At 73.2% G+C, this 23,485-nt stretch carries 19 protein-coding genes; 3 read left to right on the top strand and 16 right to left on the bottom strand.

The annotated features are described in order from the left end of the window. Nucleotides 1-56: 56 nt before the first annotated feature. From truB to rimP, 8 genes are all read right to left on the bottom strand, one after another. A complete protein-coding gene (truB, locus tag PUR61_RS08985; RefSeq protein ID WP_329877526.1) occupies nt 57-995 on the bottom strand; it encodes a tRNA pseudouridine(55) synthase TruB in 939 nt (312 codons plus the stop codon). A gap of 119 nt (nt 996-1,114) precedes the next feature. Then, nucleotides 1,115-2,230, bottom strand: coding sequence for a DHH family phosphoesterase (locus PUR61_RS08980; RefSeq protein WP_329877524.1), 1,116 nt, complete (start codon nt 2,228-2,230; stop codon nt 1,115-1,117). Between the two features lie 2 nt (nt 2,231-2,232). Beyond that, a complete protein-coding gene (gene rbfA, locus PUR61_RS08975) occupies nt 2,233-2,676 on the bottom strand; it encodes a 30S ribosome-binding factor RbfA (RefSeq protein WP_329877522.1) in 444 nt (147 codons plus the stop codon). A gap of 153 nt (nt 2,677-2,829) precedes the next feature. Beyond that, the gene (locus PUR61_RS08970; RefSeq protein ID WP_030397729.1) at nt 2,830-3,126 is read right to left on the bottom strand and encodes a DUF503 domain-containing protein; all 297 of its coding nucleotides are present in this window, start codon (nt 3,124-3,126) and stop codon (nt 2,830-2,832) included. Between the two features lie 134 nt (nt 3,127-3,260). Beyond that, the gene (gene infB, locus PUR61_RS08965; RefSeq protein WP_329877516.1) at nt 3,261-6,464 is read right to left on the bottom strand and encodes a translation initiation factor IF-2; all 3,204 of its coding nucleotides are present in this window, start codon (nt 6,462-6,464) and stop codon (nt 3,261-3,263) included. 251 nt (nt 6,465-6,715) lie between these two features. Continuing rightward, nucleotides 6,716-6,964, bottom strand: a complete 249-nt coding sequence (locus tag PUR61_RS08960; protein ID WP_329877514.1) for a YlxR family protein — start codon at nt 6,962-6,964, stop codon at nt 6,716-6,718. Nucleotides 6,965-7,109: 145 nt separating this feature from the next. Further along, nucleotides 7,110-8,129: a transcription termination factor NusA gene (gene nusA / locus PUR61_RS08955; protein WP_329877512.1), complete on the bottom strand. Its 1,020-nt coding sequence runs from the start codon at nt 8,127-8,129 to the stop codon at nt 7,110-7,112. A gap of 57 nt (nt 8,130-8,186) precedes the next feature. Continuing rightward, nucleotides 8,187-8,762, bottom strand: coding sequence for a ribosome maturation factor RimP (gene rimP / locus PUR61_RS08950; protein WP_329877510.1), 576 nt, complete (start codon nt 8,760-8,762; stop codon nt 8,187-8,189). A gap of 837 nt (nt 8,763-9,599) precedes the next feature. Here rimP and PUR61_RS45245 point away from each other — a divergent pair. Together PUR61_RS45245 and PUR61_RS08940 are read left to right on the top strand one after the other, a co-directional pair. After that, nucleotides 9,600-10,223, top strand: a complete 624-nt coding sequence (locus PUR61_RS45245; protein ID WP_443035139.1) for a ferritin-like domain-containing protein — start codon at nt 9,600-9,602, stop codon at nt 10,221-10,223. A gap of 211 nt (nt 10,224-10,434) precedes the next feature. After that, the gene (locus PUR61_RS08940) at nt 10,435-11,358 is read left to right on the top strand and encodes an aminoglycoside phosphotransferase family protein (RefSeq protein ID WP_329877508.1); all 924 of its coding nucleotides are present in this window, start codon (nt 10,435-10,437) and stop codon (nt 11,356-11,358) included. Here the strand turns inward: PUR61_RS08940 and PUR61_RS08935 are convergent. The 5 genes from PUR61_RS08935 to dxr form a co-directional block, all read right to left on the bottom strand. Continuing rightward, nucleotides 11,331-11,909: a GNAT family N-acetyltransferase gene (locus PUR61_RS08935; RefSeq protein ID WP_329877506.1), complete on the bottom strand. Its 579-nt coding sequence runs from the start codon at nt 11,907-11,909 to the stop codon at nt 11,331-11,333. The two genes, PUR61_RS08940 and PUR61_RS08935, sit on opposite strands and share 28 nt — an antisense overlap. 88 nt (nt 11,910-11,997) lie before the next feature. Then, entirely contained in the window at nt 11,998-12,891 is an 894-nt protein-coding gene (locus PUR61_RS08930; protein ID WP_329877503.1) for a GNAT family N-acetyltransferase, read from the bottom strand. A 134-nt stretch (nt 12,892-13,025) separates the two neighbouring features. Next, complete coding sequence (gene ispG / locus PUR61_RS08925) at nt 13,026-14,186, bottom strand: flavodoxin-dependent (E)-4-hydroxy-3-methylbut-2-enyl-diphosphate synthase (RefSeq protein WP_329877501.1); 1,161 nt, start codon at nt 14,184-14,186, stop codon at nt 13,026-13,028. A gap of 138 nt (nt 14,187-14,324) precedes the next feature. Then, on the bottom strand, nt 14,325-15,629 hold the full coding sequence (locus PUR61_RS08920) for a M50 family metallopeptidase (RefSeq protein ID WP_329877499.1): 1,305 nt from the start codon (nt 15,627-15,629) through the stop codon (nt 14,325-14,327). Between the two features lie 92 nt (nt 15,630-15,721). Beyond that, nucleotides 15,722-16,966, bottom strand: coding sequence for a 1-deoxy-D-xylulose-5-phosphate reductoisomerase (dxr, locus tag PUR61_RS08915; RefSeq protein ID WP_329877497.1), 1,245 nt, complete (start codon nt 16,964-16,966; stop codon nt 15,722-15,724). A gap of 137 nt (nt 16,967-17,103) precedes the next feature. On the opposite strand from dxr, the gene PUR61_RS08910 reads away from it, so the two are divergent. Continuing rightward, complete coding sequence (locus tag PUR61_RS08910) at nt 17,104-17,769, top strand: NAD(P)H-binding protein (RefSeq protein ID WP_329877495.1); 666 nt, start codon at nt 17,104-17,106, stop codon at nt 17,767-17,769. 129 nt (nt 17,770-17,898) lie between these two features. On the opposite strand, the gene PUR61_RS08905 is transcribed toward PUR61_RS08910, so the two are convergent. The 3 genes from PUR61_RS08905 to PUR61_RS08895 form a co-directional block, all read right to left on the bottom strand. Then, nucleotides 17,899-19,341, bottom strand: a complete 1,443-nt coding sequence (locus PUR61_RS08905) for an aldehyde dehydrogenase family protein (protein ID WP_329877493.1) — start codon at nt 19,339-19,341, stop codon at nt 17,899-17,901. A 147-nt stretch (nt 19,342-19,488) separates the two neighbouring features. After that, a complete protein-coding gene (locus tag PUR61_RS08900; RefSeq protein WP_329877492.1) occupies nt 19,489-21,054 on the bottom strand; it encodes a PucR family transcriptional regulator in 1,566 nt (521 codons plus the stop codon). Between the two features lie 147 nt (nt 21,055-21,201). Continuing rightward, nucleotides 21,202-23,301: an ATP-binding protein gene (locus PUR61_RS08895; protein WP_329877490.1), complete on the bottom strand. Its 2,100-nt coding sequence runs from the start codon at nt 23,299-23,301 to the stop codon at nt 21,202-21,204. Between the last annotated feature and the right edge of the window lie 184 nt (nt 23,302-23,485).

The following is a 23,485-nucleotide window of genomic DNA, read 5'->3' as shown; positions in this document are numbered from 1 at the left end:
CCGGAAGCCCCGAGCCCGAGGGCCCGGGGCTTCCGGGGCCCTGCCCCGGGCCGTCCTCAGCCCACGAAGACGGCGACCGGCCTGGCCTGGCCGCCCTTCTCCTCCACCAGCGCGAGGAACCCGCCGTCCGGCCCGAACACCGCGATCGGCCCGCCCACGTCCAGGCCCGGCGCCTTCAGCCGGGCGCCGTGCGACAGCTGCTTCGCCTGGTCGGCGTCCAGGTCCCAGCGCGGGAAGGCCGCCGCGGCGGCCTCCCCGATCGGCAACACCTCCAGCGGCGCGCCGGAGCCGTCGGAGCCCCCGGTGACCGCCTCCTCCAGCTCCTCCAGGGTCCGCGCCGACTCCACCCCGTACGGGCCGACCCGGGTGCGCCGCAGCGCGGTCAGGTGGCCTCCGACACCGAGCGCCGCGCCGAGGTCGCGGGCCAGCGCCCGGATGTAGGTGCCGGAGGAGCACTCCACGGTGACGTCCAGGTCGATCACCGGCGTGCCGTCCTCGGCGACGGCGGCGCGCTGCTCGTGGACCGTGAAGGAGTGGATCGTGGTCGGTCGGGCGGCCAGCTCGAAGTCCTCGCCCTCGCGCACGCGCGCGTACGACCGCTTGCCGTCGATCTTGATCGCACTGACCTTGGACGGCACCTGCATGATCTCGCCGGTGAGGGCGGCGATCCCGGAGTCGATGTCCTCCCGGCGCACCGCGTCGGCCGGGGCGGAGGCGGTGACGTCGCCCTCCCGGTCGTCGGTGACGGTGGTCTGACCGAGCCGGACGGTGGCCTCGTAGGTCTTGGCGGTGAGCATCAGGTGGCCGAGCAGCCGGGTGGCCCGTTCGACCCCGATCACCAGCACGCCGGTGGCCATCGGGTCGAGGGTGCCGGCGTGGCCGACCTTCCGCGTCCCGGCCAACCACCGCAGCTTGGCGACCACCCCGTGCGAGGTGATGCCCTCCGGCTTGTCGACGATGACCAGGCCGTCCGGACCGGTGCCTTTGCGCTTCATCAAGTTCTTTCTCTAAGGATGGTCAACTACACGGGACGGGCCGCGTCCGGGCCGGCCGAACGGGCCGGCCGTGCCGGACCGCCCCCCGGCGCCCCGCGCGCCGTCCCCACGGCGGCCGGTCACACGGGCCGCAGCGCGCCCCGGAACCGCTCCACCACCGCGGTGACATCCTCCCGGACGGAGAATCCGGCCGCGAAGGTGTGCCCGCCACCGCCGAGCGCGGTGCAGGCCGCCGCGACGTCCACCGCGCCCTTGGAGCGCGAGGAGCCGCGCAGCGTGCCGTCCGGGTCCTGCTTGAGCACCAGCGCCACCTCGGCCTCGGCCGGGCGGCGCAGGATGTCGATCAGGCCCTCGATCTCCTCGACGGTGACACTGAAGAGCACCAGGTCCTGGTAGGGCACCCAGGTCCACACCAGGCCGAGCCCGCCGGCCGCGGCCGGCTCGTAGACGGCCCGGTCGAGCGCACCGGCCAGCACCTTGAGGTAGCCGAAGGAGGAGGTGTCCCACAGCTGCCGCGAGATGAGGTCCTGCCGGATGCCGGTGGCCAGCAGCCGCGCGGCGAGTTCGTGGGTGGCGGGCGTGGTGGCCCGGTACTTGAACGAGCCGGTGTCGGTGGCGACCCCGGTGTAGAGGCAGGTGGCCAGGTCCTGGTCGAGTTCGACGCCGAGCCGGCGCAGCAGCTCGTCCACCAGGACGGCGGTGGCCGGGGCGCCCGGGTCGATCAACTGGTGGGTGCCGAACCCGGGGTTGGAGGCGTGGTGGTCGAAGACCACCAGCACGGGCGCCGCGAAGGCCTTCCCGTGCAGCAGCCCCAGCCGGCTCTCCGCGGCGACGTCGAAGCAGAGCACCAGGTCCGGGGCCTCGGGCACCTCGGAGGCCGGCACGATCAGTTCCCGGCCGGGCAGGAAGGCCAGCGACTCGGGCACGACCTGCGGGTCGTCACCGAAGGAGACCCGCACCTCCTTGCCGAGGCCGCGCAGCGCCAGCCCGGCCGCCAGGGCGGAACCGAGCGCGTCGCCGTCCGGGCAGATGTGGCAGATCAGGTCGACGGAGCGGGCCCGCCCGATCTCCGCGACCACCTGCTGCCACACCAGCTCGAAACCGCTCTCCTCGGCACGCGGTCCCGGAAGCACCGCGAGGGCACCCTCCACCGTGTCGGTGGAGGATGCCCCCGTGGCCGTACCGGCCGTGGCCGTACCGGTTGTCGAACCGGCCTCCGCCGGCTCACCCGCCATGACTACTCGTCCTCGTCGTCACGCTCGGACGCCGGAACCTTGTACGGGTCCGCGTCACCGGCGTAGACCGCGCCCGCGGCGGTGGTGCGCACCGCCGCGTCGATGGCCCTGGCCCGGTCGAGCAGGTCGTCGATGTTCCGGGCGTTCTCCGGCAGTGCGTCCGCGATGAAGGTCAGCGTCGGGGTGAAGCGCACCCCGGTCTGCTTGCCGACCTCGGAGCGGAGCACGCCCTTGGCGCTCTCCAGCGCGGCGGCCGTGGCCTCGCGCTCGGTGTCGTCACCGTAGACGGTGTAGAAGACGGTGGCCTCGCGCAGGTCGCCGGTCACCCGTGCGTCGGTGATGGTCACGAACCCCAGCCGGGGGTCCTTGATCCGCCGTTCCAGGGTCTGGGCGACGACCACCTGGATGCGGTCGGCGAGCTTGCGCGCCCTTGCGGTGTCGGTCACGTTGCCTCCTCGTGCAGTGGGCCGGGTGGTCGGGCATGTTGCGCGCCCGTCGGGGCCCCAGCCCCAAAGTACCGGCCCGCGCCCAGCCTTGTGGGCGCTCTCGGTCCTGATCTGTGTGAGAACGGCGACTCGCGCCGGTCTGCTCCGCAGATCTCATTCGTCGTCGTCGTTGTGGTAGCGCCTCCTGGCGGAGAGCAGCTGAACCTCGGGGCGGCCGGCGACCAACCGCTCACAGCTGTCCAGGATCTCGGTGACGTACCCGGCTTCGCCGGACACCACCGCGAGGCCGATCTCGGCCCTGCGGTGCAGATCCTGGTTCCCGGTCTCGGCAGCGCACACGCTGTACTTGCGCTGCAGTTCGGCCACGATGGGCCGTACGATCGACCGTTTCTCCTTGAGCGAGTGGACGTCGCCCAGCAGCAGGTCGAAGGTGAGTGTTCCCACGAACATGTGTGACAGGTCCAGCCGACCTGAAGGCCTCGGTGACAGCCCGGGAGCGGGCTGGTCTACGAGGACCCTACACAGCGAGACCGGGGCCGGTCGACGGGAATTCCACCCGCCGACCGGCCCCGGACACCACTCGCTTACGCGCGCGGCTTCTCGCGCATCTCGTAGGTCTCGATGACGTCCTCGACCTTGATGTCGTTGAACGAACCGAGCGTGACACCGGCCTCGAAGCCCTCGCGGACCTCGGTCGCGTCGTCCTTGAAGCGGCGCAGACCCTCGATGGTGAGGCTCTCCGCCACGACCTTGCCGTCGCGGATGAGGCGGGCCTTGGCGTTGCGGCGCAGCAGGCCCTCGCGGACCAGGACACCGGCGATGTTGCCGAACTTGGAGGAGCGGAACACCTCGCGGATCTCCGCGGAGCCGAGGCGAACCTCCTCGTACTCCGGCTTGAGCATGCCCTTGAGGGCGTTCTCGATCTCCTCGATCGCCTGGTAGATGACCGAGTAGTACCGGACGTCCACGCCTTCCTTGTCGGCCGCGGCGCGCGCACGACCCTCCGCGCGCACGTTGAAGCCGATGATGATGGCGTCCGAGCCCATCGCCAGGTCCACGTCGGACTCGGTGATGGCACCCACACCGCGGTGCAGGACCCGGAGCTCGACCTCCTCGCCGACGTCCAGCTTGACGAGGGCGTCCTCAAGAGCCTCGACCGAACCGGAGACGTCACCCTTGATGATGAGGTTGAGCTGCTCGATGGAGCCGGCGGCGATGGCCTTGTCCAGGTCCTCCAGGGACACCCGGACCCGACGCTGCGCGAAGGCGGCGTTGCGGTCACGGGCCGAGCGCTTCTCGGCGATCTGGCGGGCGGTGCGGTCCTCGTCGACGACGATGAAGCTGTCGCCGGCGCGGGGCACCGAGGTCAGACCGAGCAGCAGCACCGGGCGGGACGGGCCGGCCTCGGCGACGCTGTTGCCGTTCTCGTCCAGCATCGCGCGGACGCGGCCGTAGGCGTCGCCGACCACGATCGAGTCGCCGACGCGGAGGGTACCGCGCTGCACGAGCACGGTCGCCATGGCGCCGCGGCCCTTGTCGAGGTGGGCCTCGATGGCGATACCCTGCGCGTCCTGGTCGGGGTTGGCCCGCAGGTCGAGCGAGGCGTCCGCGGTGAGGACCACGGCCTCCAGCAGCTGGTCGATGTTGAGACCCTGGCGCGCGGAGATGTCGACGAACATGGTGTCGCCGCCGTACTCCTCGGCCACCAGGCCGAACTCGGTCAGCTGACCGCGGACCTTGGTCGGGTCGGCGCCGTCGACGTCGATCTTGTTGACGGCGACCACGATCGGCACACCCGCGGCCTTGGCGTGGTTGAGCGCCTCGACCGTCTGCGGCATGACACCGTCGTTGGCCGCGACCACCAGGATCGCGATGTCGGTGGACTTGGCACCACGGGCACGCATGGCGGAGAACGCCTCGTGACCCGGGGTGTCGAGGAAGGTGATCGGGCGCTCTTCGCCGTTCACCGTCGTCGCCACCTGGTAGGCACCGATGTGCTGGGTGATGCCACCGGCCTCGCCGGCCACCACGTTCGACTTGCGGATCGCGTCCAGCAGTCGGGTCTTACCGTGGTCGACGTGACCCATGACGGTGACGACCGGCGGGCGCGCGGCCAGCTGGTCCTCGTCGCCCTCGTCGGCACCGAAGTCGATGTCGAACGACTCCAGCAGCTCGCGGTCCTCGTCGTCCCGGCTGACGATCTCCAGGACGAAGCCCATCTCGTCCGCCAGCAGCTGCAGCGTGGCGTCGGAGACCGACTGGGTCGCGGTGACCATCTCACCGAGGTTGAACATGACGGAGACGAGCGCGGCCGGGTTGGCGTTGATCTTCTCCGCGAAGTCCATCAGCGAGGCGCCGCTCGACAGGCGAACGGTCTGACCGTTGCCGCGAGGCAGCATCACACCGCCGACGGACGGGGCCTGCATGGCCTCGTACTCCTGGCGCTTCGCCCGCTTCGACTTGCGACCACGGGCCGGACGGCCACCGGGGCCACGGCCGAAGGCACCCTGCGTGCCACCGCGGGCACCCGGGCCACCGGGACGGCCGCCGAAGCCACCCGGACGCGGGCCGAAACCGCCGCCGCCACCCGGGGCACCGCCACCGGGACGGGGGCCGCCGAAGCCGCCACCCGCCGGACGCGAGCCCGGACCTGCCGGACGACCGGCGAAACCGGGACGGGCGCCACCGGCACCACCCGGACCACCCGGACGGCCACCGGGGCCACCCGGACCACGGCCACCGGGGCCGGGACGCGGGCCCGGACCGGCCGGACGCTGCGGCATCATGCCCGGGTTCGGACGCGGCATGCCCGACGGGGTCGGACGCGGGCCGGCCGGACGCGGCATGCCGTCGGGACGCGGGGCGCCACCCGGACGGGGGGCACCGGCACCCGGGGCACCGGGAGCGCCACCGGGACGCTGCGGACGGTCGCCACCGGGGCGCGGGGCGCCACCGGCACCGGGAGCGCCACCGGGACGCTGCGGACGGTCGCCACCCGGACGAGGAGCGCCACCACCGGGAGCACCGGCACCCGGACGGGCCGGACGGTCGCCACCGGGACGCGGACGGTCGCCGCCCTGTCCACCCGGACCGGCCGGACGCGCACCGGGCGCGGCCGGACGACGGTCACCGGGGCGGGCCATGCCGGTCGCACTGCCCGAGGTGAACGGGTTGTTGCCCGGACGCGGGCCGGCCGGACGCGGGCCCGGACGGGCGCTGCCACCGGCGGGGGCGCTGCCGCCACCGGCCGGGGCACCCGCCGAACGCGGGGCCTGCGGGGCCTGCGAGGCCGGGCGCGGGGCCTGGGTCTCGCCGGACACCGGGGCGGGCGAGGAGAACTCGGCCGCCGGGGCGGCCGGGGCCGCGGGAGCGGCCGGACGCGCCGGGCGCGGGCCCGGAGCGGGGGCGCCGGCCGGCTTGGGCGCGGCGGCGGGGGTTGCGGGGGCGGCCGGGGCGGCGGGAGCCGCGGCGGCCGGGGCCGGACGGGGACCCGGGGTCGCGGCAGGGCGCGGTCCCGGGGTGGGCCCACCCGGCCTGGGTGCGGCCGCACCGGCGGCGGCGCCACCGGTGGGCTGGGGCGCCGCGGGCTTCCGCGGGCCCGGCTTGGCAGCGGAGCCCCCACCGGTGGGGGCCACTCCCAGCGCGTCAGTCAACTTGCGTACGACCGGCGCCTCGATGGTCGAGGACGCCGAACGGACGAACTCACCCAACTCGGTGAGCTTGGCCATCACGGCCTTGCTCTCCAAACCGAGCTCCTTGGCGAGTTCGTAAACCCGGACCTTAGCCACTTCACTCCTGATCTATGAGTCCGGGGTGTCTCGTCCGCCGGACCGTCGCTACTTCATGGGCGTACCCATCGCGTACTCATCGCGTACTCATCGAGTGCTCATCGCAATCTCGACCTACTTCCACATCGCGAGGTACCTGACTGGTGGCACGGCGTGCGGCTGCCCGCCCGCCGTGCTTGTTGCGGTGGTTCTCCGCCGCGCGAGCGGCGGCCGTGACGAGGGGGTGCCCCACCGGACCTGGCCTGGGAAGCTCAGGGCTCCGGGGTGTCGCCCGCCCGTTCCCCGAGGTACTCGCGGATCCGCTCGGTGTCGAGCGTGCCCTGGAGCCGGAAGGCCCGGGGGAACGCCCGTCTGCGGACCGCGAGGTCGAGGCAGGCCGGTTCGGGGTGCAGGTGAGCGCCCCGGCCCGGCAGTGCGCCACGGGGATCGGGGACGCAGACGCCCTCGACCGCCGTGACACGCAACAGCAGGTGCTTGGCCGCGCGCTTTCGGCAGCCCACGCAGGTGCGTTCCGGGCGTGCTCGGACGTGCGTCCGGCCAGACGAAGGCAAGTCTACCCCTCCGGAGGGACATGGCGCCGCCCCGCCGATCCGGGGAGGATCCGCAGGGGGCTCGTGCGGCACCGACCCGCCGGCAGAACCGCGGTCAGTCACCGGCCCGGTCGCCGGCCTCGGAACGGCCCTCGGGCTGGCCCTCGGTGTCCGGACGGATGTCGATCCGCCAGCCGGTGAGACGGGCGGCGAGGCGGGCGTTCTGCCCTTCCTTGCCGATCGCCAGCGACAGCTGGTAGTCCGGCACGATCACCCGTGCGGAGCGCTGCTGGAGGTCCACGATCTCCACGCTCGTCACCCGCGCGGGGGACAGCGCGGCGGCGACCATCTCGCGCGGGTCCTCCGACCAGTCGACGATGTCGATCTTCTCGCCGTGCAGCTCGCCCATCACCGCGCGCACCCGGGAGCCCATCGGGCCGATGCAGGCGCCCTTGGCGTTCAGGCCCTGGCGGCGCGACCAGACCGCGATCTTGGTGCGGTGGCCGGCCTCGCGGGCGATCGCCGCGATCTCCACGCTGCCGTCCGCGATCTCCGGGACCTCCAGCGCGAACAGCTTCTTGACCAGGCTCGGGTGGGTCCGGGACAGCGTCACCGACGCACCGCGGACGCCCCGGCGGACCGCCACGACGTAGCACTTGAGTCGGGTGCCGTGCCGGTAGTCCTCGCCCGGGACCTGCTCCTGCGGCGGCAGGATGGCCTCCAGCTTGCCGATGTCGACCAGCACGTTCTTCGGGTCGTTGCCCTGCTGGACAACACCGGTGACGATGTCGCCCTCCTTGCCGGCGTACTCACCGAACGTCTGGTCGTCGGCGGCGTCGCGCAGCCGCTGCAGCATCACCTGCATGCCGATGCTGGACGCGATCCGGCCGAAGCCGTTCGGGGTGTCGTCGAACTCCTTGGGCTCGACGCCCTCGTCCAGCTCCGCCGGGTCCTCGGTGGCCCACACGGTCACGTGGCCGGACCTGCGGTCCAGGTCGACCCGGGCCCGGCGGCGCGAGCCCTCGGTGCGGTGGTACGCGGTGAGGAGGGCCGACTCGATCGACTCGACCACCAGGTCGAAGGGGATGTTCTTCTCGCTGCTCAGCGCGCGCAGGGCACTCATGTCGATGTCCACGGCTACGCCTCCTCGTCTTTCGTCACGTTCATCATGGTGCGGTCGGTGCGAAGGTCGTCACTGCGCACCGTCGTCCCCCTCCTCCGAGGAGTCGCCCGCCAGGGCGTCGTCCGCGTCGTCCGCGAAATCCGGGGTCTCGTCGAGAAGCTGCTCGTCCTTGCGGTTGAACTCCACCTGGACGCGCGCCCGGTCGACCTCGGTGTACTCCAGACGGCGCTCCTTGGGCCGGCCGCGGCCCTTCACGGGCTGCACCTCGACCAGTGCGCCGTCCTCGTCGGCCGACAGCACCCGGGCGACGATCTCCCCGCCGTCGACCAGGTTGATCTTGGCCAGTCGGCCCTCGGCGCGGATCCAGTGCCGCGGTGCGCCCAGCGGACGCTCCGCACCCGGCGAACCGACCTCCAGCACGTACGCGCCGGCGCCCATCACGTCCGACTCGTCCAGGGCCTCGCCGACCACGCGGCTGAACTCCGCGATGGCGTCCAGGTCCACGCCGCCGTCGGCGTCCACGTCGATCTGGACCTGCCGGCGGTTGCCCGCCTGGGTGACCTTCACGTCCTCCAGGTCCAGGCCCGCCTGCGCGGCCAGCGGCTCCAGCAACGCACGCAGCCGGTCGGTGTGGGTGGTGCTCATCCGGGTGGACTCCTCGGCCGCGTGTGCTGTTGTCGGAAGGGCGCGCCGCCTTCCCGGGCGCCGGTCCGGCGCACGCCGGGTCTCGGCAGCTCGGCCCAAAGCGTAACCGGTGAAGCGCCCAACCACCGATTCCGGACCCGTGCGCCCGCCCGGCCCGCACCCGGTGCGAGCAAGGTCACACCGGCCCCGCGCCCCGACCGGCAACGCAATCCCCGCCCGGGGACGTGAGGATTCTGTAATCATTCACGCCAACGAGGGCAGGCGGGCAGGCCGTCCTCCCGTACACGCCCCGGAGTGACGCCGATGCAGCCGCCCAGCCGACGGACCTTCCTGGCCCTCGGGCTGCTCCTCGCCGCCGGCGGAGCCCTCACCGCCTGTACGGACGGGCCGGACGCCGGTACCGGCGGCACCGCCGGCGAGCACCGCCGCCCCGACCCGGACGAGCCCGTCCGGCTGCGCGCCGTCGCCGCCACCGACGCGCTGCTCGCCGGGTACGACGCGCTGCTCGCCGGGCCCGGCGCCGGGCAGGCGGCGCAGCTCCAGCCGTTGCGCGCCGAGGTCGTCCAGCACCGGGCCGCGCTGGCCGCCGGACTGCCGGAGACCTCGTCCAGTCCGTCCGGCCCGTCCGGTTCCGGGTCCGCCGTTCCCACGGCGTCCGCCTCCGCCTCCTCCGTCTCCCCCGGTGCGACCGGCACCACGGGCACCGCCGGCACCGCCGTGACCAGCGCCGCCGCGCTCGCCTCGCTGGAGCGGCAGACCGCCCAGGCCAGGCTGGCCGACCTCGGCGCCGCCTCCCCGCAGCTGGCCCGGCTGCTCGCCTCGGTCTCCACGGCCGGGGTGCTGCACGCCGTCGCCCTCGGGGACACCCCTCCGCCGACCGTCCCGGCCCCGGCGCCGACCGACCCGCCCACCGGGTCCGCCGCGACCGGGTCCGGCAGCCCCGAACCCGCCGCGACGGCTTCCGGCACGCCCGTCGCCACCGAGGCGGTCGCCGCGTTCCAGACCGCGCTCGGCGCCGAGCACGCCGCGATCTACGGCTACGGCGTCGTCGGCGCCCGCCTGCCCGACGACCAGCAGCGCGCCGACGCCCGTACCGCGCTCGCCGCACACCAGGCCCGGCGGGACGCCTGGCAGCGGCTGCTCGGCGCGGCCGGTGCCACCCCGAGTGCCGCGGCGGCCGGCTACCAGCTGCCGTTCGCCGTCACCGACGCGGCGGGCGCCGCCCGGCTGGCCGCCCACGTCGAGACCCGGCTCGCCGGCGTCTACGCCGACCTGGTCGCCGCCGTCGCCACCCCCCGGCGGGCCACCGCCACCGACGCGCTGCGCGAGTGCGCCCTCCGCGCCCGTCGCTGGGGCGCCGCGCCCACGGCGTTCCCCGGCATCCCCGAGACCGCCGGCACCGCGTCCCCGACGACCCCCGGGAACGCCTCCCCGACCGAGGCGGCCTCGCCCACCGCCTGACCCGCCCCGTCGTCCGGGCCCGTCCCCCGCCTGTCCCCACCTGTCCCCGCCGCACGCCGCCGTGCGTCGCCCCACCCCCGCCGACCTGCGCCTTCACCGCCGCCCGGACGGCTCCGGCCCGCCCCCGCCCGCATCACTGACCTGCGGTTTCGGCCCCATGGTCGACAATGGACGGGTAACACCACGGGGGAACGGCTACCGGAAGGCCAGCATGTCGGCAGCACCAGGGCAGATCACCGTCCCCGCGTGGCTGGCGCGGAGCGTCGTCGCCGGCCGGGGCGAGGAGGGACGGCGCTGGGTGGCGGAGCTGCCCGACCGGGTGGCGGCGCAACTCGCCCGCCGGGACCTCACGCTGGAGCGGATCCTCGACCCGGGCGGCAGCCTGAGCCTGGTCGCCTACGTCCACCGCGACGACCTCTCCCCCGCCGTCCTCAAGATCGGTCTCCGGACCCCCGAGACCGCCCGCGAACCCGACGCCCTCGCCGTGTGGGCCGGCCGCGGCGCCGTCCTGCTGCTGGAGGCCGACCCCGCCGAGGGGGTGCTCCTGCTGGAGCGGCTGCACGGCGAGATCCCGCTCCGCTCGCTGGCCGAACCGAAGGCGATGCTGGAGGCGACCAGCCTGCTGCACCGGCTCTGGGTGCCGCTCCCCGAGGGCCACCCCTTCCCGCTGCTCGCCGACCGGACGGCGGGCACCACCGAGGCCCTGCACCGGCACCGCGGGCTGCCCGGCGCCGGGGAGGCCGACACCCTCGTCACCGAGGCGCTGGAGACCGCCGAAGGGCTGACCGCCTCGGCCACCGAGGAGTTCCTGCTGCACGGCGACTTCCACCACGGCAACGTGCTCGCCGCCGACCGGGCCCCCTGGCTGACGATCGACCCGCGGCCACTGGCCGGCGAACGCGCCTACGACCTGGCCCGGCTGACGCTGGACCGGGCGGACACCCTGATCGGCTCGCCGGGCGTGCCGGCCGCCGTCCGGCGCCGGCTGCACCAGCTCGCCGACGCGCTGGAGGTCGACCGGGAGCGGCTGCGCGGCTGGACCCTCGTGCGTGCCGTCGAACTGGGGCTGGGAGCCCTGGCGGCCGACCGCCGGCCGGACGCCGAGCTCTACCTGGAGTTCGCGGGCGCGCTCTGAGCCGATCCGGTCGGTGCCTGCAACGGCAGCCGGGCGCCCATCACCGCATAGAGCCGGTCGGTGTTCGGGAAGTGCACCGCTCGGGCGAGGTCCCGGTAGCCGAGCGCGCGGTAGAGCCGGCGGGCGGGCGTCTCGGCGTCGATCGCGGAGAGGATGCTGCGGTCCAGCCCGGACCGCTCGCAGAGGGTGCGGATCAGCGCGGAGCCGACGCCGCGGCCCTGGAACTCCGGCAGCACGTGCAGCTCGGTGATGGCGAACACCCCGTCCAGCCAGTCGCCGTGGCCCCGGGCGACCAGGTAGGGCTCGATCACCGAACTCCACCAGTGCTCGCGCCGGTTGGGCATGCCGTACCCGAAGCCGACCAGCCGGCCGCCGCTCAGCGCGCCCAGCGCGACGACCCCGGGCTGCTGCGCGTGCCGGCCGACGATGTGCAGCCGGACCATGACCTCCTCGGGCGTCAGCCCGAACGCCACAGCCTGGACATCGAGCGCCTGCGGAGCCCACGCCGCAAGGTCGATGGCCTCGATCGTCACCCCGGTCAGCTGATCCATGACCCGGACGTTACTACCCGTCCGGCCCGCGCGCGGGCCGGGTCGGGGACGCCGGTCCGCCGGGCGGTTCCCGGTGCCACGGCGCCGGTCAGAACAGCACGCTCATGAACGCGCCGACCTCGCGGAAGCCGACCCGGCGGTAGGCCGCGCGGGCCCGCAGGTTGTAGTCGTTGACGTAGAGCGAGGCGACCGGGGCGATCTCGCGCAGGGCGATGTCGAGGACGGCCGCCATACCCGTCTCGGAGTGGCCGCGACCGCGGTGCCCGGGGGCCACCCAGACGCCCTGAATCTGGCAGGCGCCCTCGGTGACCGCTCCGATCTCGGCCTTGAACACCACCTCGCCGTCCTCGTCGAAGCGGGCGAAGGAGCGTCCCGAGGCGACGAGTTCACCGACCCGGGCCTGGTAGAGCAGCCCGCCGTCACCGGCCAGCGGGGAGACGCCGACCTCCTCCGTGAACATCGCCACGCAGGCCGGCATCAGCGTCTCGACCTCGTCCCGCCGCACCCGCCGCACCAGCGGGTCGGGGGCGATCTCGGCGGACGGCACGGCCGTGGCCAGCAGCGGCTGGTGGGCACGGACCTCCCGGGCCGGGCCCCAGCTGCGCTCCAGCAGGGCCCAGAGGGCGGCGGTGGGGCCGGCCGGGCCGACGACGGAGGAGCAGCGGCGGCCCTGGCGGCGGGCCCGCTCGGCGAACGCCTGGACGGCCTGCGGTCCGGCTTCGACCAGCACGAGGTTGGCCCCGGCGTAGCAGAGCGCGTCGAGTTCGCCGCGCTCGTCGTACCAGCCCCACATCTCGCCGCCGAGGCGCCAGGGATCGAGGCCGACCGTCTCCACCCGGGTGGCGACGAAGGCGTTGGCGACCGGGTCCCGGCGGAGCACCGCGAGAGCGTCGGCGAGGTCCGACGGCTCCAGTACGCGAGTGGTCGCCAGGGCGCGGGCGGCCTGGAACGAGCTGGGGAGCATCACACCTCGATCGAGCATCGAGACAGCACCTTACTGAGACGACTCTGGCCGCACCCTACTCCCCGGCCCCACCCGGCTACGGCCGCGGGGCCGTCCGCGCACGGACGGCCCCGCTTCCGGAAGAACGGCGAACTACCGGGCACCAGGGCCGGTCACTCTCCGGCGATGACGGTCGGCGCACCGGACTCGACGCCCGCGGCCTGCATCTGCTCGGCGAGCTTGAGGGCCTCCTCGATCAGGGTCTCCACGATCTTCGACTCGGGGACGGTCTTGATGACCTCGCCCTTGACGAAGATCTGGCCCTTGCCGTTGCCGGAGGCGACGCCGAGGTCGGCCTCGCGGGCCTCGCCCGGACCGTTGACGACGCAGCCCATGACGGCGACGCGCAGCGGCACCTCCATGCCCTCCAGGCCGGCGGTGACCTCCTCGGCGAGCTTGTAGACGTCCACCTGGGCGCGGCCGCAGGACGGGCAGGAGACGATCTCCAGGCCGCGCTCGCGCAGGCCGAGGGACTCCAGGATCTGGTTGCCGACCTTGATCTCCTCGGCCGGCGGGGCGGACAGCGAGACCCGGATGGTGTCGCCGATGCCCTCGGCGAGCAGCGCACCGAACGCGACCGCGGACTTGATGGTGCCCTGGAAGGCGGGGCCGGCCTCGGTGACGCCGAGGTGCAGCGGGTAGTCGCAGGCGGCCGCGAGCTGGCGGTAGGCGTTGATCATCACGACCGGGTCGTTGTGCTTGACCGAGATCTTGATGTCGCGGAAGTCGTGCTCCTCGAAGAGCGAGCACTCCCAGAGCGCGGACTCGACCAGCGCCTCGGGGGTGGCCCGGCCGTACTTCTCCAGCAGGCGCTTGTCGAGCGAGCCGGCGTTGACGCCGATCCGGATCGGCACGCCGGCGGCCCCGGCGGCCTTGGCGATCTCGCCGACCTTGTCGTCGAACGCCTTGATGTTGCCCGGGTTGACCCGCACCGCCGCACAGCCGGCGTCGATCGCGGCGAAGACGTACTTCGGCTGGAAGTGGATGTCGGCGATCACCGGGATCTGCGACTTCCTGGCGATGATCGGCAGGGCGTCCGCGTCGTCCTGCGACGGGACGGCGACCCGTACGATCTGGCAGCCGGAGGCGGTCAGCTCCGCGATCTGCTGCAGCGTGGCGTTGATGTCCGAGGTCAGGGTGGTGGTCATGGACTGCACCGAGACGGGAGCGTCGCCACCGACCGGTACGTTGCCGACCATGATCTGACGGGAGACACGGCGCTTGGCGAGCGGCTTGAGCGGCAGAGACGGAATACCGAGCGAGATCGCGGTCATGTGCGCAGGGTTCCCCGGGGTTGAGGTGTGGTCGGCCCGGTCGAAGACGGCCGAACCCGGGCGCGCCGACGATCGCACACCCGGGCTCCAACGGTACGGCACCGGGACCGGCACCCGTGCACCACCGGTCCCGGCGGGTTAACTGATCTTGACCGGGTTCACCAGGTCGGCGACCAGCACCAGCAGAGTGAACCCGATGAACACGCTGGCCACGACGTAGGCCAGCGGCATCAGCCGGGCCACGTCGAACGGACCCGGGTCGGGCCGCCGGAACACCTGTGCGAACCGGCGGCGGATCGACTCCCAGACCGCGCCCGCGATGTGACCGCCGTCCAGCGGCAGCAGCGGCAGCATGTTGAAGAGGAAGAGCGACAGGTTGATCCCGGCGAGCAGGTTCACGAAGTAGGCGACCCGCTGGGTGCCCGGGATGTCGAGCGCGAACACCTCACCACTCACCCGCGCCGCCCCGACCATGCCGATCGGCGAATCGACCTCGCGCGGCGTCCCGTCCACCACCGAGTGCCAGAGACCGGGGACCTTGCCGGGCAGCGCCGCCAGCGACTCCACCCCGTTCTCCGCCATGTCGTACATCCGGTCGAGGGACTGCCCGAAGCCCAACCGGACGATGCCGGAGGCCGGCGTGAAGCCGAGGAAGCCGGCCCGCACCGTCTCGCCCTTGACCGGCAGGCCCTCGGCGTCGTACTTCTGCACGTCGTTGACGGCGATGGTGGGGTTCAGGGTCAGCTCCTCGCCGTCCCGCTCCACCACCAGCTCCACCCGCTTGTCCGCCGACTTCCGGATGTCGGCCTGGAGCTGTTCGTAGTCGGTGATCCGGTTGCCGTCGAAGGAGATCACCTTGTCCCCCGGCTTCAGCCCCGCCTGGAACGCCGGCGCCGGCAGCGCGTCCGCCGGGCAGGTGTCGGTGGGCTGCCCCGCCTTCACCACGCACTCCGAGACGGTGCCGATGGTCGGCACGGACATCGGTACGCCGAAGCCCATCATCACCGTCAGGAAGAGCCCGAAGGCCAGGATCAGGTTCATGAACGGGCCGGCGAACATCACGATCACGCGCTTCCACGGCTTGCGCGTGTAGAAGAGCCGCGTCTCGTCGCCCTCCTTGACCTCCTCGTACGAGGCCTCCCGGGCGTCCTCGATCATCGTCCGCCAGGGCGAGGTACTGCGCTGGGTGATCCGCCCGTCCGCACCGGGCGGGAACATCCCGATCATCCGGATGTACCCGCCCAGCGGAACCGCCTTGAGGCCGTACTCGGTCTCGCCCCTGCGCCGCGACCAGATCGTCGGGCCGAAGCCGACCATGTACTGCGGCACGCGGATGCCGAACAGCTTGGCCGTGGAGAGGTGGCCGAGCTCGTGCCAGGCGATCGAGAACAGCAGCCCCAGTGCGAAGACCAGGATGCCGACCACCGTCATCACCGTTGCCACTGCTGCTCCTCCGTCATGCCACTCCGCTCATCCTGTCGTCGTACCGGTCGTCCCGGTCGGCCCGTCACCCGGGTCCGGTCCGGAGACCGGCGTCAGCCGGCCGCCAGCTCGCGGGCCCGGGCGCGCGCCCAGTCCTCCGCGTGCAGGACGTCCTCGACCGTCAGCGAAGTTCCCGTCGCCGGCCGTCCACCGTCGTACTGTCCGTGCTCCGCCACGACCTTCGCAACAGTGTCCACGATTCCGGTGAAGGCGAGACGGCCGCCCAGGAAGGCCTCCACACACTCCTCGTTCGCCGCGTTGAAGACCGCCGGGGCCGTCCCGCCCAGCGTCCCCACCTCGCGGGCCAGCTCGACCGCCGGGAAGGCCTCGTCGTCCAGCGGGAAGAACTCCCAGGTCGACGCCTTGGTCCAGTCACAGGCCGACGCCGCGTCCGGCACCCGGTCCGGCCAGCCCAGGCCCAGCGCGATCGGCATCCGCATGTCCGGCGGGCTCGCCTGGGCCAGCGTGGAACCGTCCGTGAACTCCACCATCGAGTGGACGACCGACTGCGGGTGGACCACGACCTCGATCCGGTCGAACGGCACGTCGTACAGCAGGTGCGCCTCGATCACCTCCAGGCCCTTGTTCACCAGGGTGGCCGAGTTGATCGTGACGACCGGGCCCATCGCCCAGGTCGGGTGCGCCAGCGCCTCCGACGGGGTGACACCCGCCAGCTCCGCACGGCTGCGGCTGCGGAACGGACCGCCGCTCGCCGTCACCACCAGCTTGCGGACCTCCGCCCGGGTGCCGCCGGCCAGCGCCTGGAACAGCGCGGCGTGCTCGGAGTCCACCGGGACGATCTGACCCGGCCGGGCCACCGCCTTCACCAGCGGACCGCCGACGATCAGCGACTCCTTGTTGGCCAGCACCAGCACCCGGCCGGCCCGCAGCGCCGCCAGCGTCGGACGCAGGCCGATCGAACCGGTGATGCCGTTCAGCACCGAGTGGCACTCCACGCCCGCCAGCTCGGTCGCCGCGTCCGGACCGGCCAGCACGGCCGGCAGCGGACGGCCCGCCGCCTTCGCGGCCAGGGCCTCGCGCAGCGCCGGCTCGGCCGCCGGATCGGCCACCGCCACGGTGTGCACGCCCAGCTCCAGGGCCTGCTCGGCGAGCAGTTCCACCCGGCCGCCGGCCGCCGACAGGGCGACCACCCGGAACCGGTCCGGGTTGCGGCGCACCACGTCGATGGCCTGGGTACCGATCGAACCGGTGGAACCGAGGATCACCAGCTCCCGGGGGCCGGAGGGGTCGTTCACCTCGGGGGTGAACCGCAGCTGCGGGTGGGCGAGCGAAGTCATGCGCCCATTGTGTCCTGCCCGGCCGTCTCCCCCGGACGCCGGGCCGTCCCCGCGCGGCTCCGGAGCTCCCGGCCGCCCGGGGATCCCCCCGACGGCTCCCCGGGCACCGGACGGGCTCCCGGGCTACCGTCGGAACCATGCGTACCGTCATCGCCGGAGGCCACGGACAGATCGCGCTCCGGCTCGAACGGCTGCTCGCCGACCACGGCGACCGGCCCGCCGGCATCATCCGCCGCCCCGAACAGGCCGAGGACCTGGCCGCCGCCGGGGCCGAACCCCTGCTGCTCGACCTGGAGACCGCCACCCCCGCCGCCCTCGCCGACCTGCTCACCGGCGCCGACGCGGTGGTCTTCGCGGCCGGCGCCGGACCGGGCAGCGGAGCCGACCGCAAACTCACCGTCGACCGGGACGCCGCCGTCCTGCTCGCCGACGCCGCCGAACTCGCGGGCGTCCGCCGCTACCTGATCGTCTCCTCGATGGGCGCCGACGCCGGGGCGGCGTACCCCGACGACGAGGTCTTCGAGACCTACCTGCGGGCCAAGGGCGCCGCCGACGACGCCGTCCGGACGCGCACCGCGCTGGACTGGACGGTGCTGCGCCCCGGGCGGCTCACCGACGGCCCGGGCACCGGCCTGGTCCGGCTCGCCCCCTCGACCGGCCGCGGCGCGATCGACCGGCAGGACGTCGCCGCCGTCCTCGCCGCCCTGCTGCACGAACCGGCGACCGCCGGGCAGACCCTCGAACTGACCGCCGGCGACGCGACCGTCGCGGAGGCCGTCGCCGCCGCCGCCGGCCGCGGCTGACCACGCCGTTACCCCTTCTTCCCCGGACGTGCGAGGGGCCCGACAGCACAAGGCTGTCGGGCCCCTCGCACGTCCGGACCGGACCGGTCGGTCAGGTCAGGTCGTCAGGTCAAGTCAGGTCAGGTCAAGTCAGAGGTCGAGACCGGTGAGGACCATGACCTTCTCGACGGTGTAGTCGTCCATCGCGTACTTGACGCCCTCACGGCCGACGCCGGAGTCCTTGACGCCCCCGTACGGCATCTGGTCGGCGCGGTAGGACGGCGCGTCGCCGATGATCACACCGCCGACCTCCAGCTCCCGGTGGGCCCGGAAGGCGGTCTGCAGGTCATGGGTGAACACACCCGCCTGCAGGCCGAACAGCGAGTCGTTGACGGCGGCGAACGCCTCGTCGGTGCCCTCCACCCGGTGCAGCGACAGGACCGGGCCGAACACCTCGGCCTTGGCCAGGATCGCGTCGGCCGGCATCTCCGCCAGCACGGTCGGGGCGTACGTCGCGCCCTCACGGGTGCCGCCGACGAGCAGCTTGGCCCCCTTGGCGACCGCGTCGTCCACCCAGGACTCGACCCGCCGGGCCGCGTTCTCGTCGACCAGCGGACCGACGTCGGTCGCGTCGTCGTTCGGGTCACCGGTGACCTGCGCCGCGACCTTGGCGACGACCTTCTCCACCAGCGCGTCGTAGACGGACGCGTCGGCGATCACCCGCTGCACCGAGATGCAGGACTGGCCGCCCTGGTAGTTCGCGAACATCGCGATCCGGGTGGCCGCCCAGTCCAGGTCCGCCTCGGAGGACCAGTCGGCGAGCACCACGGCCGCCGCGTTGCCGCCCAGCTCCAGGGTGGTGTGCTTGCGCGGCACCGAGTCCATGATCTGGTAGCCGACCGTGTCCGAACCGGTGAACGAGATCACCGGCAGGCGCGGGTCCTGCACCAGCGCCGGCATCCGGTCGTTCGGCACCGGCAGAACGCTCCAGGAACCGGCCGGCAGGTCGGTCTCGGCCAGGATCTCGCCCAGCACCATCGCGGAGAGCGGGGTCGCCGGGGCCGGCTTGAGGATGATCGGCGCGCCGACCGCGATCGCCGGGGCCACCTTGTGCGCCACCAGGTTCAGCGGGAAGTTGAACGGCGCGATGCCCAGCACCACACCGCGCGGGAAGCGGCGCACCACCGCGAAACGGCCCACGCCGCCCGGGTCGGTGTCCAGCCGCATGGTCTCGCCGTTGGTGCGGCGGGCCTCCTCGGCGGCCCAGCGGAAGACGGAGACGGCGCGGCCGACCTCACCACGGGCCCACTTGATCGGCTTGCCGTTCTCGGCGGTGATCAGCTGGGCGATCTCCTCCGTACGCTCGGCCAGCCGCCGGGCCACGTGGTCCAGCGCGGCGGACCGCACGTGCGCGGGGGTCGCGGCGAACACCGGCAGCGCGGCCACGGCGGCGTCCAGCGCCTCCTCGACCTGCGCCTCGGTGGGGATGCTCACCTTGCCGACCAGACGGCCGTCCCAGCTGTTGTGCACCTCGAAGTCGGCGTCGCCGCTCGCCCGGCGGCCGGCCAGCCAGAAATCGTACGTGGTGGTCACCGTGGTACCGGCCCTTCCCTCGTCATCCTCAGGGCCCCACGGACGTGGAGCCAGAATCGAGGGTAGGGGCGGGGGCGCGCCGACCGGATTGGCCACGGCGTAGCGTTCACCCCCGCGGCCACTCCACCGCGTCCAGCGGCGCCGCGGCTACTCCTCGCCCGAGCGAAGCGCCAGCCAGAGCTCCATCCGGACGTCCGTGTCGTCCAGCGACCGCCCGAGCAGCTCCTCGACCCGCCGCATCCGGTACCGCAGCGTGTGCCGGTGCACACCGAGATCGGCCGCCGCCGCGTCCCACTGCCCGTGCCGGGACAGCCAGGCCCGCAACGAGGCCACCAGATCACCGCGCGCCGTCCGGTCGTGATCGCGCAACGGCCGCAACAGGCCCTCCGCGAAAGCCGTCACGGCGTCCTCCCCGAGCAGCGGCAGCAGCGACCCCGCGCCGACCTCCTCGTGGTCCACCGAACGCCGCCCACCCCGCAACGCCACCGCCAGCGCCCGCTCCGCCTGCGCGTGCGCCGTCCCCGCGTCCTCCAGCGCGGCCGGCGCCGAAACGCCCAGCGACAGGCCCTCGTGCTCCTCCACCGTGCCCAGGCACGCCCGGTGCACCGCGCCGTTGTCCAGCGCCAGCACCATCAGCCGAGACCCGTGCGCCCCCTCCTCCCGCGCCACCAGCAGTTTCTCCGCCACCCGCGCCCCGGCCTGCTCCGCCCGGTCCCCCAGCTCGCCCAGCGCCTCCCCGGCGTCCACCCCCTGGCCGGCCCCGGCCACCAGCACCCGGACCGTCCCCTCCGGCAGTCCGCCGAACAGCCCCGCCGCCACCTGCCGGGCGGTCGTCACCTCGCCGGCCAGCACCATCCGCAGCAGCGCCGCGCCCATCTTCTCCTCGGCCTGCCGCAGCTCCCGCGACCGCTCCAGGGTCAGCGTCAGCAACGCCACCGCCGCGTTCAGCACGTAACGCTCGGTCGGCGTGATCCGGTCCTCGGTCCCCACCGCCAGGAACCCGCGCGCCCGCCGGTCCGCACCCAGCGACTGGACCACCACGTAGTCCTCGTCCGCCGTGTCGATCCCCGGCGACCGCCCCTGCAGAGCCGCACTCGACGGCGCCGGCCGCCGCCGCAGCCGGTCCACCTCGGCCGCCAGCCGGCCCGCGCGGCGCGCAGCCCAGTCCGGCGCCACCACCGACAGCGCACCCGACCCGTCGTACAGCGCCGCCCAGCCACCCAGCCGGGCCGCCAGGCGCCGCACCACCGCGGTCGTACCGTCCTTGCCCAGCGCCGCCCGGGTCAGTTCCTCCTGCGCCTCGAAGCTGGTGGTCACCGCCTCGTACTGCTCCGCAGCCAGCGCCGCCGAGACCACCTTGCTGATCGCGATGAACGGCGTCGGCTCCGGCACCCGCAACAGCGGCAGCCCGCGCTGCGCGGCCGCCTCCACCAGCGGCTGCGGCACCTCGGCGTGCGACAACCCGACACCGAGCCCCAGCCCCACCACCCCGGCGTCCGCCAGACGGTGCACGTACGCCTGCAACCGGGCGGCGGTCCGGCCCAGCTTGATACCGGTGGTGAGCAGCAGCTCGCCACCCTCCAGGAACGGCGTCGGGTCGTCCAGCTCGCTGGTGTGCACCCAGCGGACCGGCCGCTCCAGGTGGTCCGCACCGGCGAGGACCGTCAGATGGAGCGAGGTGTTGCGAACGACGGAGGCAAGTGTGGGGGGCATGGCACCTTCGGGGGAACGACCCGACCGCGCCGTTGCGGCCGGGCGAGAAGAGGGCTGAGGGTTCTCGGGAACTCCCTCCTCTCATTATGGACGCCCCGGACAAGCCGCACTGCCGAATCCTCCTCGAAGGCGAGCTTCATCCCCACTTCACCCCCGCAGATCCACCAGCAGCGGTGGCACCTGCTCCCCCGACACCGCCGTCAGTGACACCACCGCGTGCCCCGCCGGCAGCGCGTGCGCCAGATCCGACGGCGACCACCGCAACCGCTCCACTTCCCGCGTCGTCACCGACTCGGTCTGCGCCGTCGTCCCCGACAGCGCCTTCCGCCCCAACCGCCCGGCCCGCCGAACCGCACCGCCCTCCGTTTGCGGGGAATGCGTGACGACCCGTTCATGGATCACGTGAGTACCCCAGGCTTCGGAGAAGAACTTCCCGTCCCATGGCGCAATGCCGGGGAAGACCATCCGACAGCCGACCGCGCCAAACAAGGGGGCCCGAAGTGCCTCCGGCAAGTCCATCAACGTCCGGAGCAGCAGCACTGCTCCGGCATTGGCTCCGCGCATCCGCTGCAGGCCACGAACGGTATTGGCGTCCAAAGCCGCGGAGGCGTCGTCCACTACCAGACCGGCGAACAGTGAACGGTCCTGGCGGGAGATCGCCGCCAAGACGAACTGACCGACCACCAGCCGGGACAAGATCCGCGCCGCCTCCGGGTGGCTGCGCTCAGGAAGCTTCACCCGCACTCGCAGCGGGTGGTCAAGGGCCCTCATTGCAAAAGGCGGCCGCCCGGTACCGTCGGTCAGGAAGGCGCCTTCGAAGGCTGGACGGTCCAGCAGTGCCAACCGGTCGGCCAGTAGTGCTCCCGGGTCCTCCGCCCGACCCTGCTGCTGCCTGCGATGTTCGAGATCGCGTTCGTAAGTCGCGAGTCGGCCGGCTTCCCGCAATGCCTTGGTCAATGCCTTGGTCGCGTCCACGTCGCCCGTAAGCAGCGATCGCAGTTCGTGCACCCCGGGGTAACGGCCATAGGCCGCGTGGAATGGCCCGACAACCTGCTGGAGGGCCATCCTGGCGCTCTCCGCCCGGGCGATCAGTTCGTCCGGAAGGAGCGCGTCCGCCAACCTGGCCGCGGCCTCGTCGGGATCCTGAGTGGCCCCGTAAAGGTCAAGTCCATAGGTGCTCCCCGGGTCGCCCGGTGCGATCACCACGTCGTACCAGGAGTCGGGGCCGAGTTCGGAATCCGCGGCCCCGATCACCACGGCACAGGCTGTCCCCGCGAGTGCTTGAAGGCACAACGCCTCAGCTGCCGGCCGGGCCAGCCTCGTCGTCTTGCCGGTACCAGCGGGGCCAACGGCGAGAAGTGACGAGCCCAGCACGGTCGGGTCCAGGGCAAAGCCCGTGGCACGAAACACCTGGGGATTCTTCGGCACATCCTGCGTCGTGCCCAGCCGCACCTGCTGCAGCAGCAGGTCGTGCCTGGCCGCGCGGCCAGGCAGGTCGCGATTTTCCGAGGGGTGGCTGAACGCCGCCGCTCCCCGCTCCATCACCTGTTCCACAAAAGCCGGAACATAGGCGGGATCCGCCTGAGCCGATTCCCAGGCCCGCTGAATCCGCACGAAGTCGACGTCGCCCACCATCGCTCGGTCCAACCGCTCAGCAGCCGCCACGGCACCACTCACTCGCTGAACGGCCCAGGGATCGGCCGTGGGCAGCGGCCCGGCCTCGTCGACGGACTTGACCGGCCCGGACCCCTCGTGTGTGACAGCGCGGGCGAGTACCGGGGCGATGTTCTGGCGCCAGCCTGCTCGGGTGAGGAATCGCCGTCCCACCTCCTGCCATCGCCCTGTCCGCCAGAAGACCGCAGCCGCACAGCCGATGGTGACGATATTGATGAGTATTTGGACCACATCGAACTGCTCCGGCGATGTCCCGTCGAACCAGCGGAGGAAGAACCCCGCCGCATACATCAACACCACGGTGCCGACGTAGTAGGTGATGACCGTCGCAACGACGTTCAACAACGCCCGCCACAACAAAGGCCCAGTGGGTACCTTCGCCACTTCCGCCCGTTCGGGGTCGAGCTGCCGGTGCCCCTGGCGGAAGATGCCCGGGGCGGCTTCGGGGCGGGGGGCGGCGACCCAGGTGGGGAGGTCGAAGGGGAGCTGGGCCGGGGGCCGTGGGCGGGGCATGGGGGTGAAGGGGGTGGCGGTGGTCCGCTCGCCGTGGTTCTGTGCCCCGTCCGGTCCCATGTACGGCCCCGCTCCCTCGCCCGCCGGCCCGACCGCCGTCGGTGCCGCCATACCCATGCCGCCGCCCCGGCGACACGCCCGCGCTCAATGTAGTGGAGTGCGGGCCGCCGGTAGTCGCGTCGCCCGCGCTGGCCGCGCCGGACAAGTCGGACGGCGCAGTGCTACCGAGTGGCGCATGCCCGGC

The organism is Streptomyces sp. BE20, from assembly GCF_036322525.1.
Classification (GTDB): domain Bacteria; phylum Actinomycetota; class Actinomycetes; order Streptomycetales; family Streptomycetaceae; genus Kitasatospora.
This window is presented reverse-complemented; position numbering and strand designations above follow the sequence as displayed.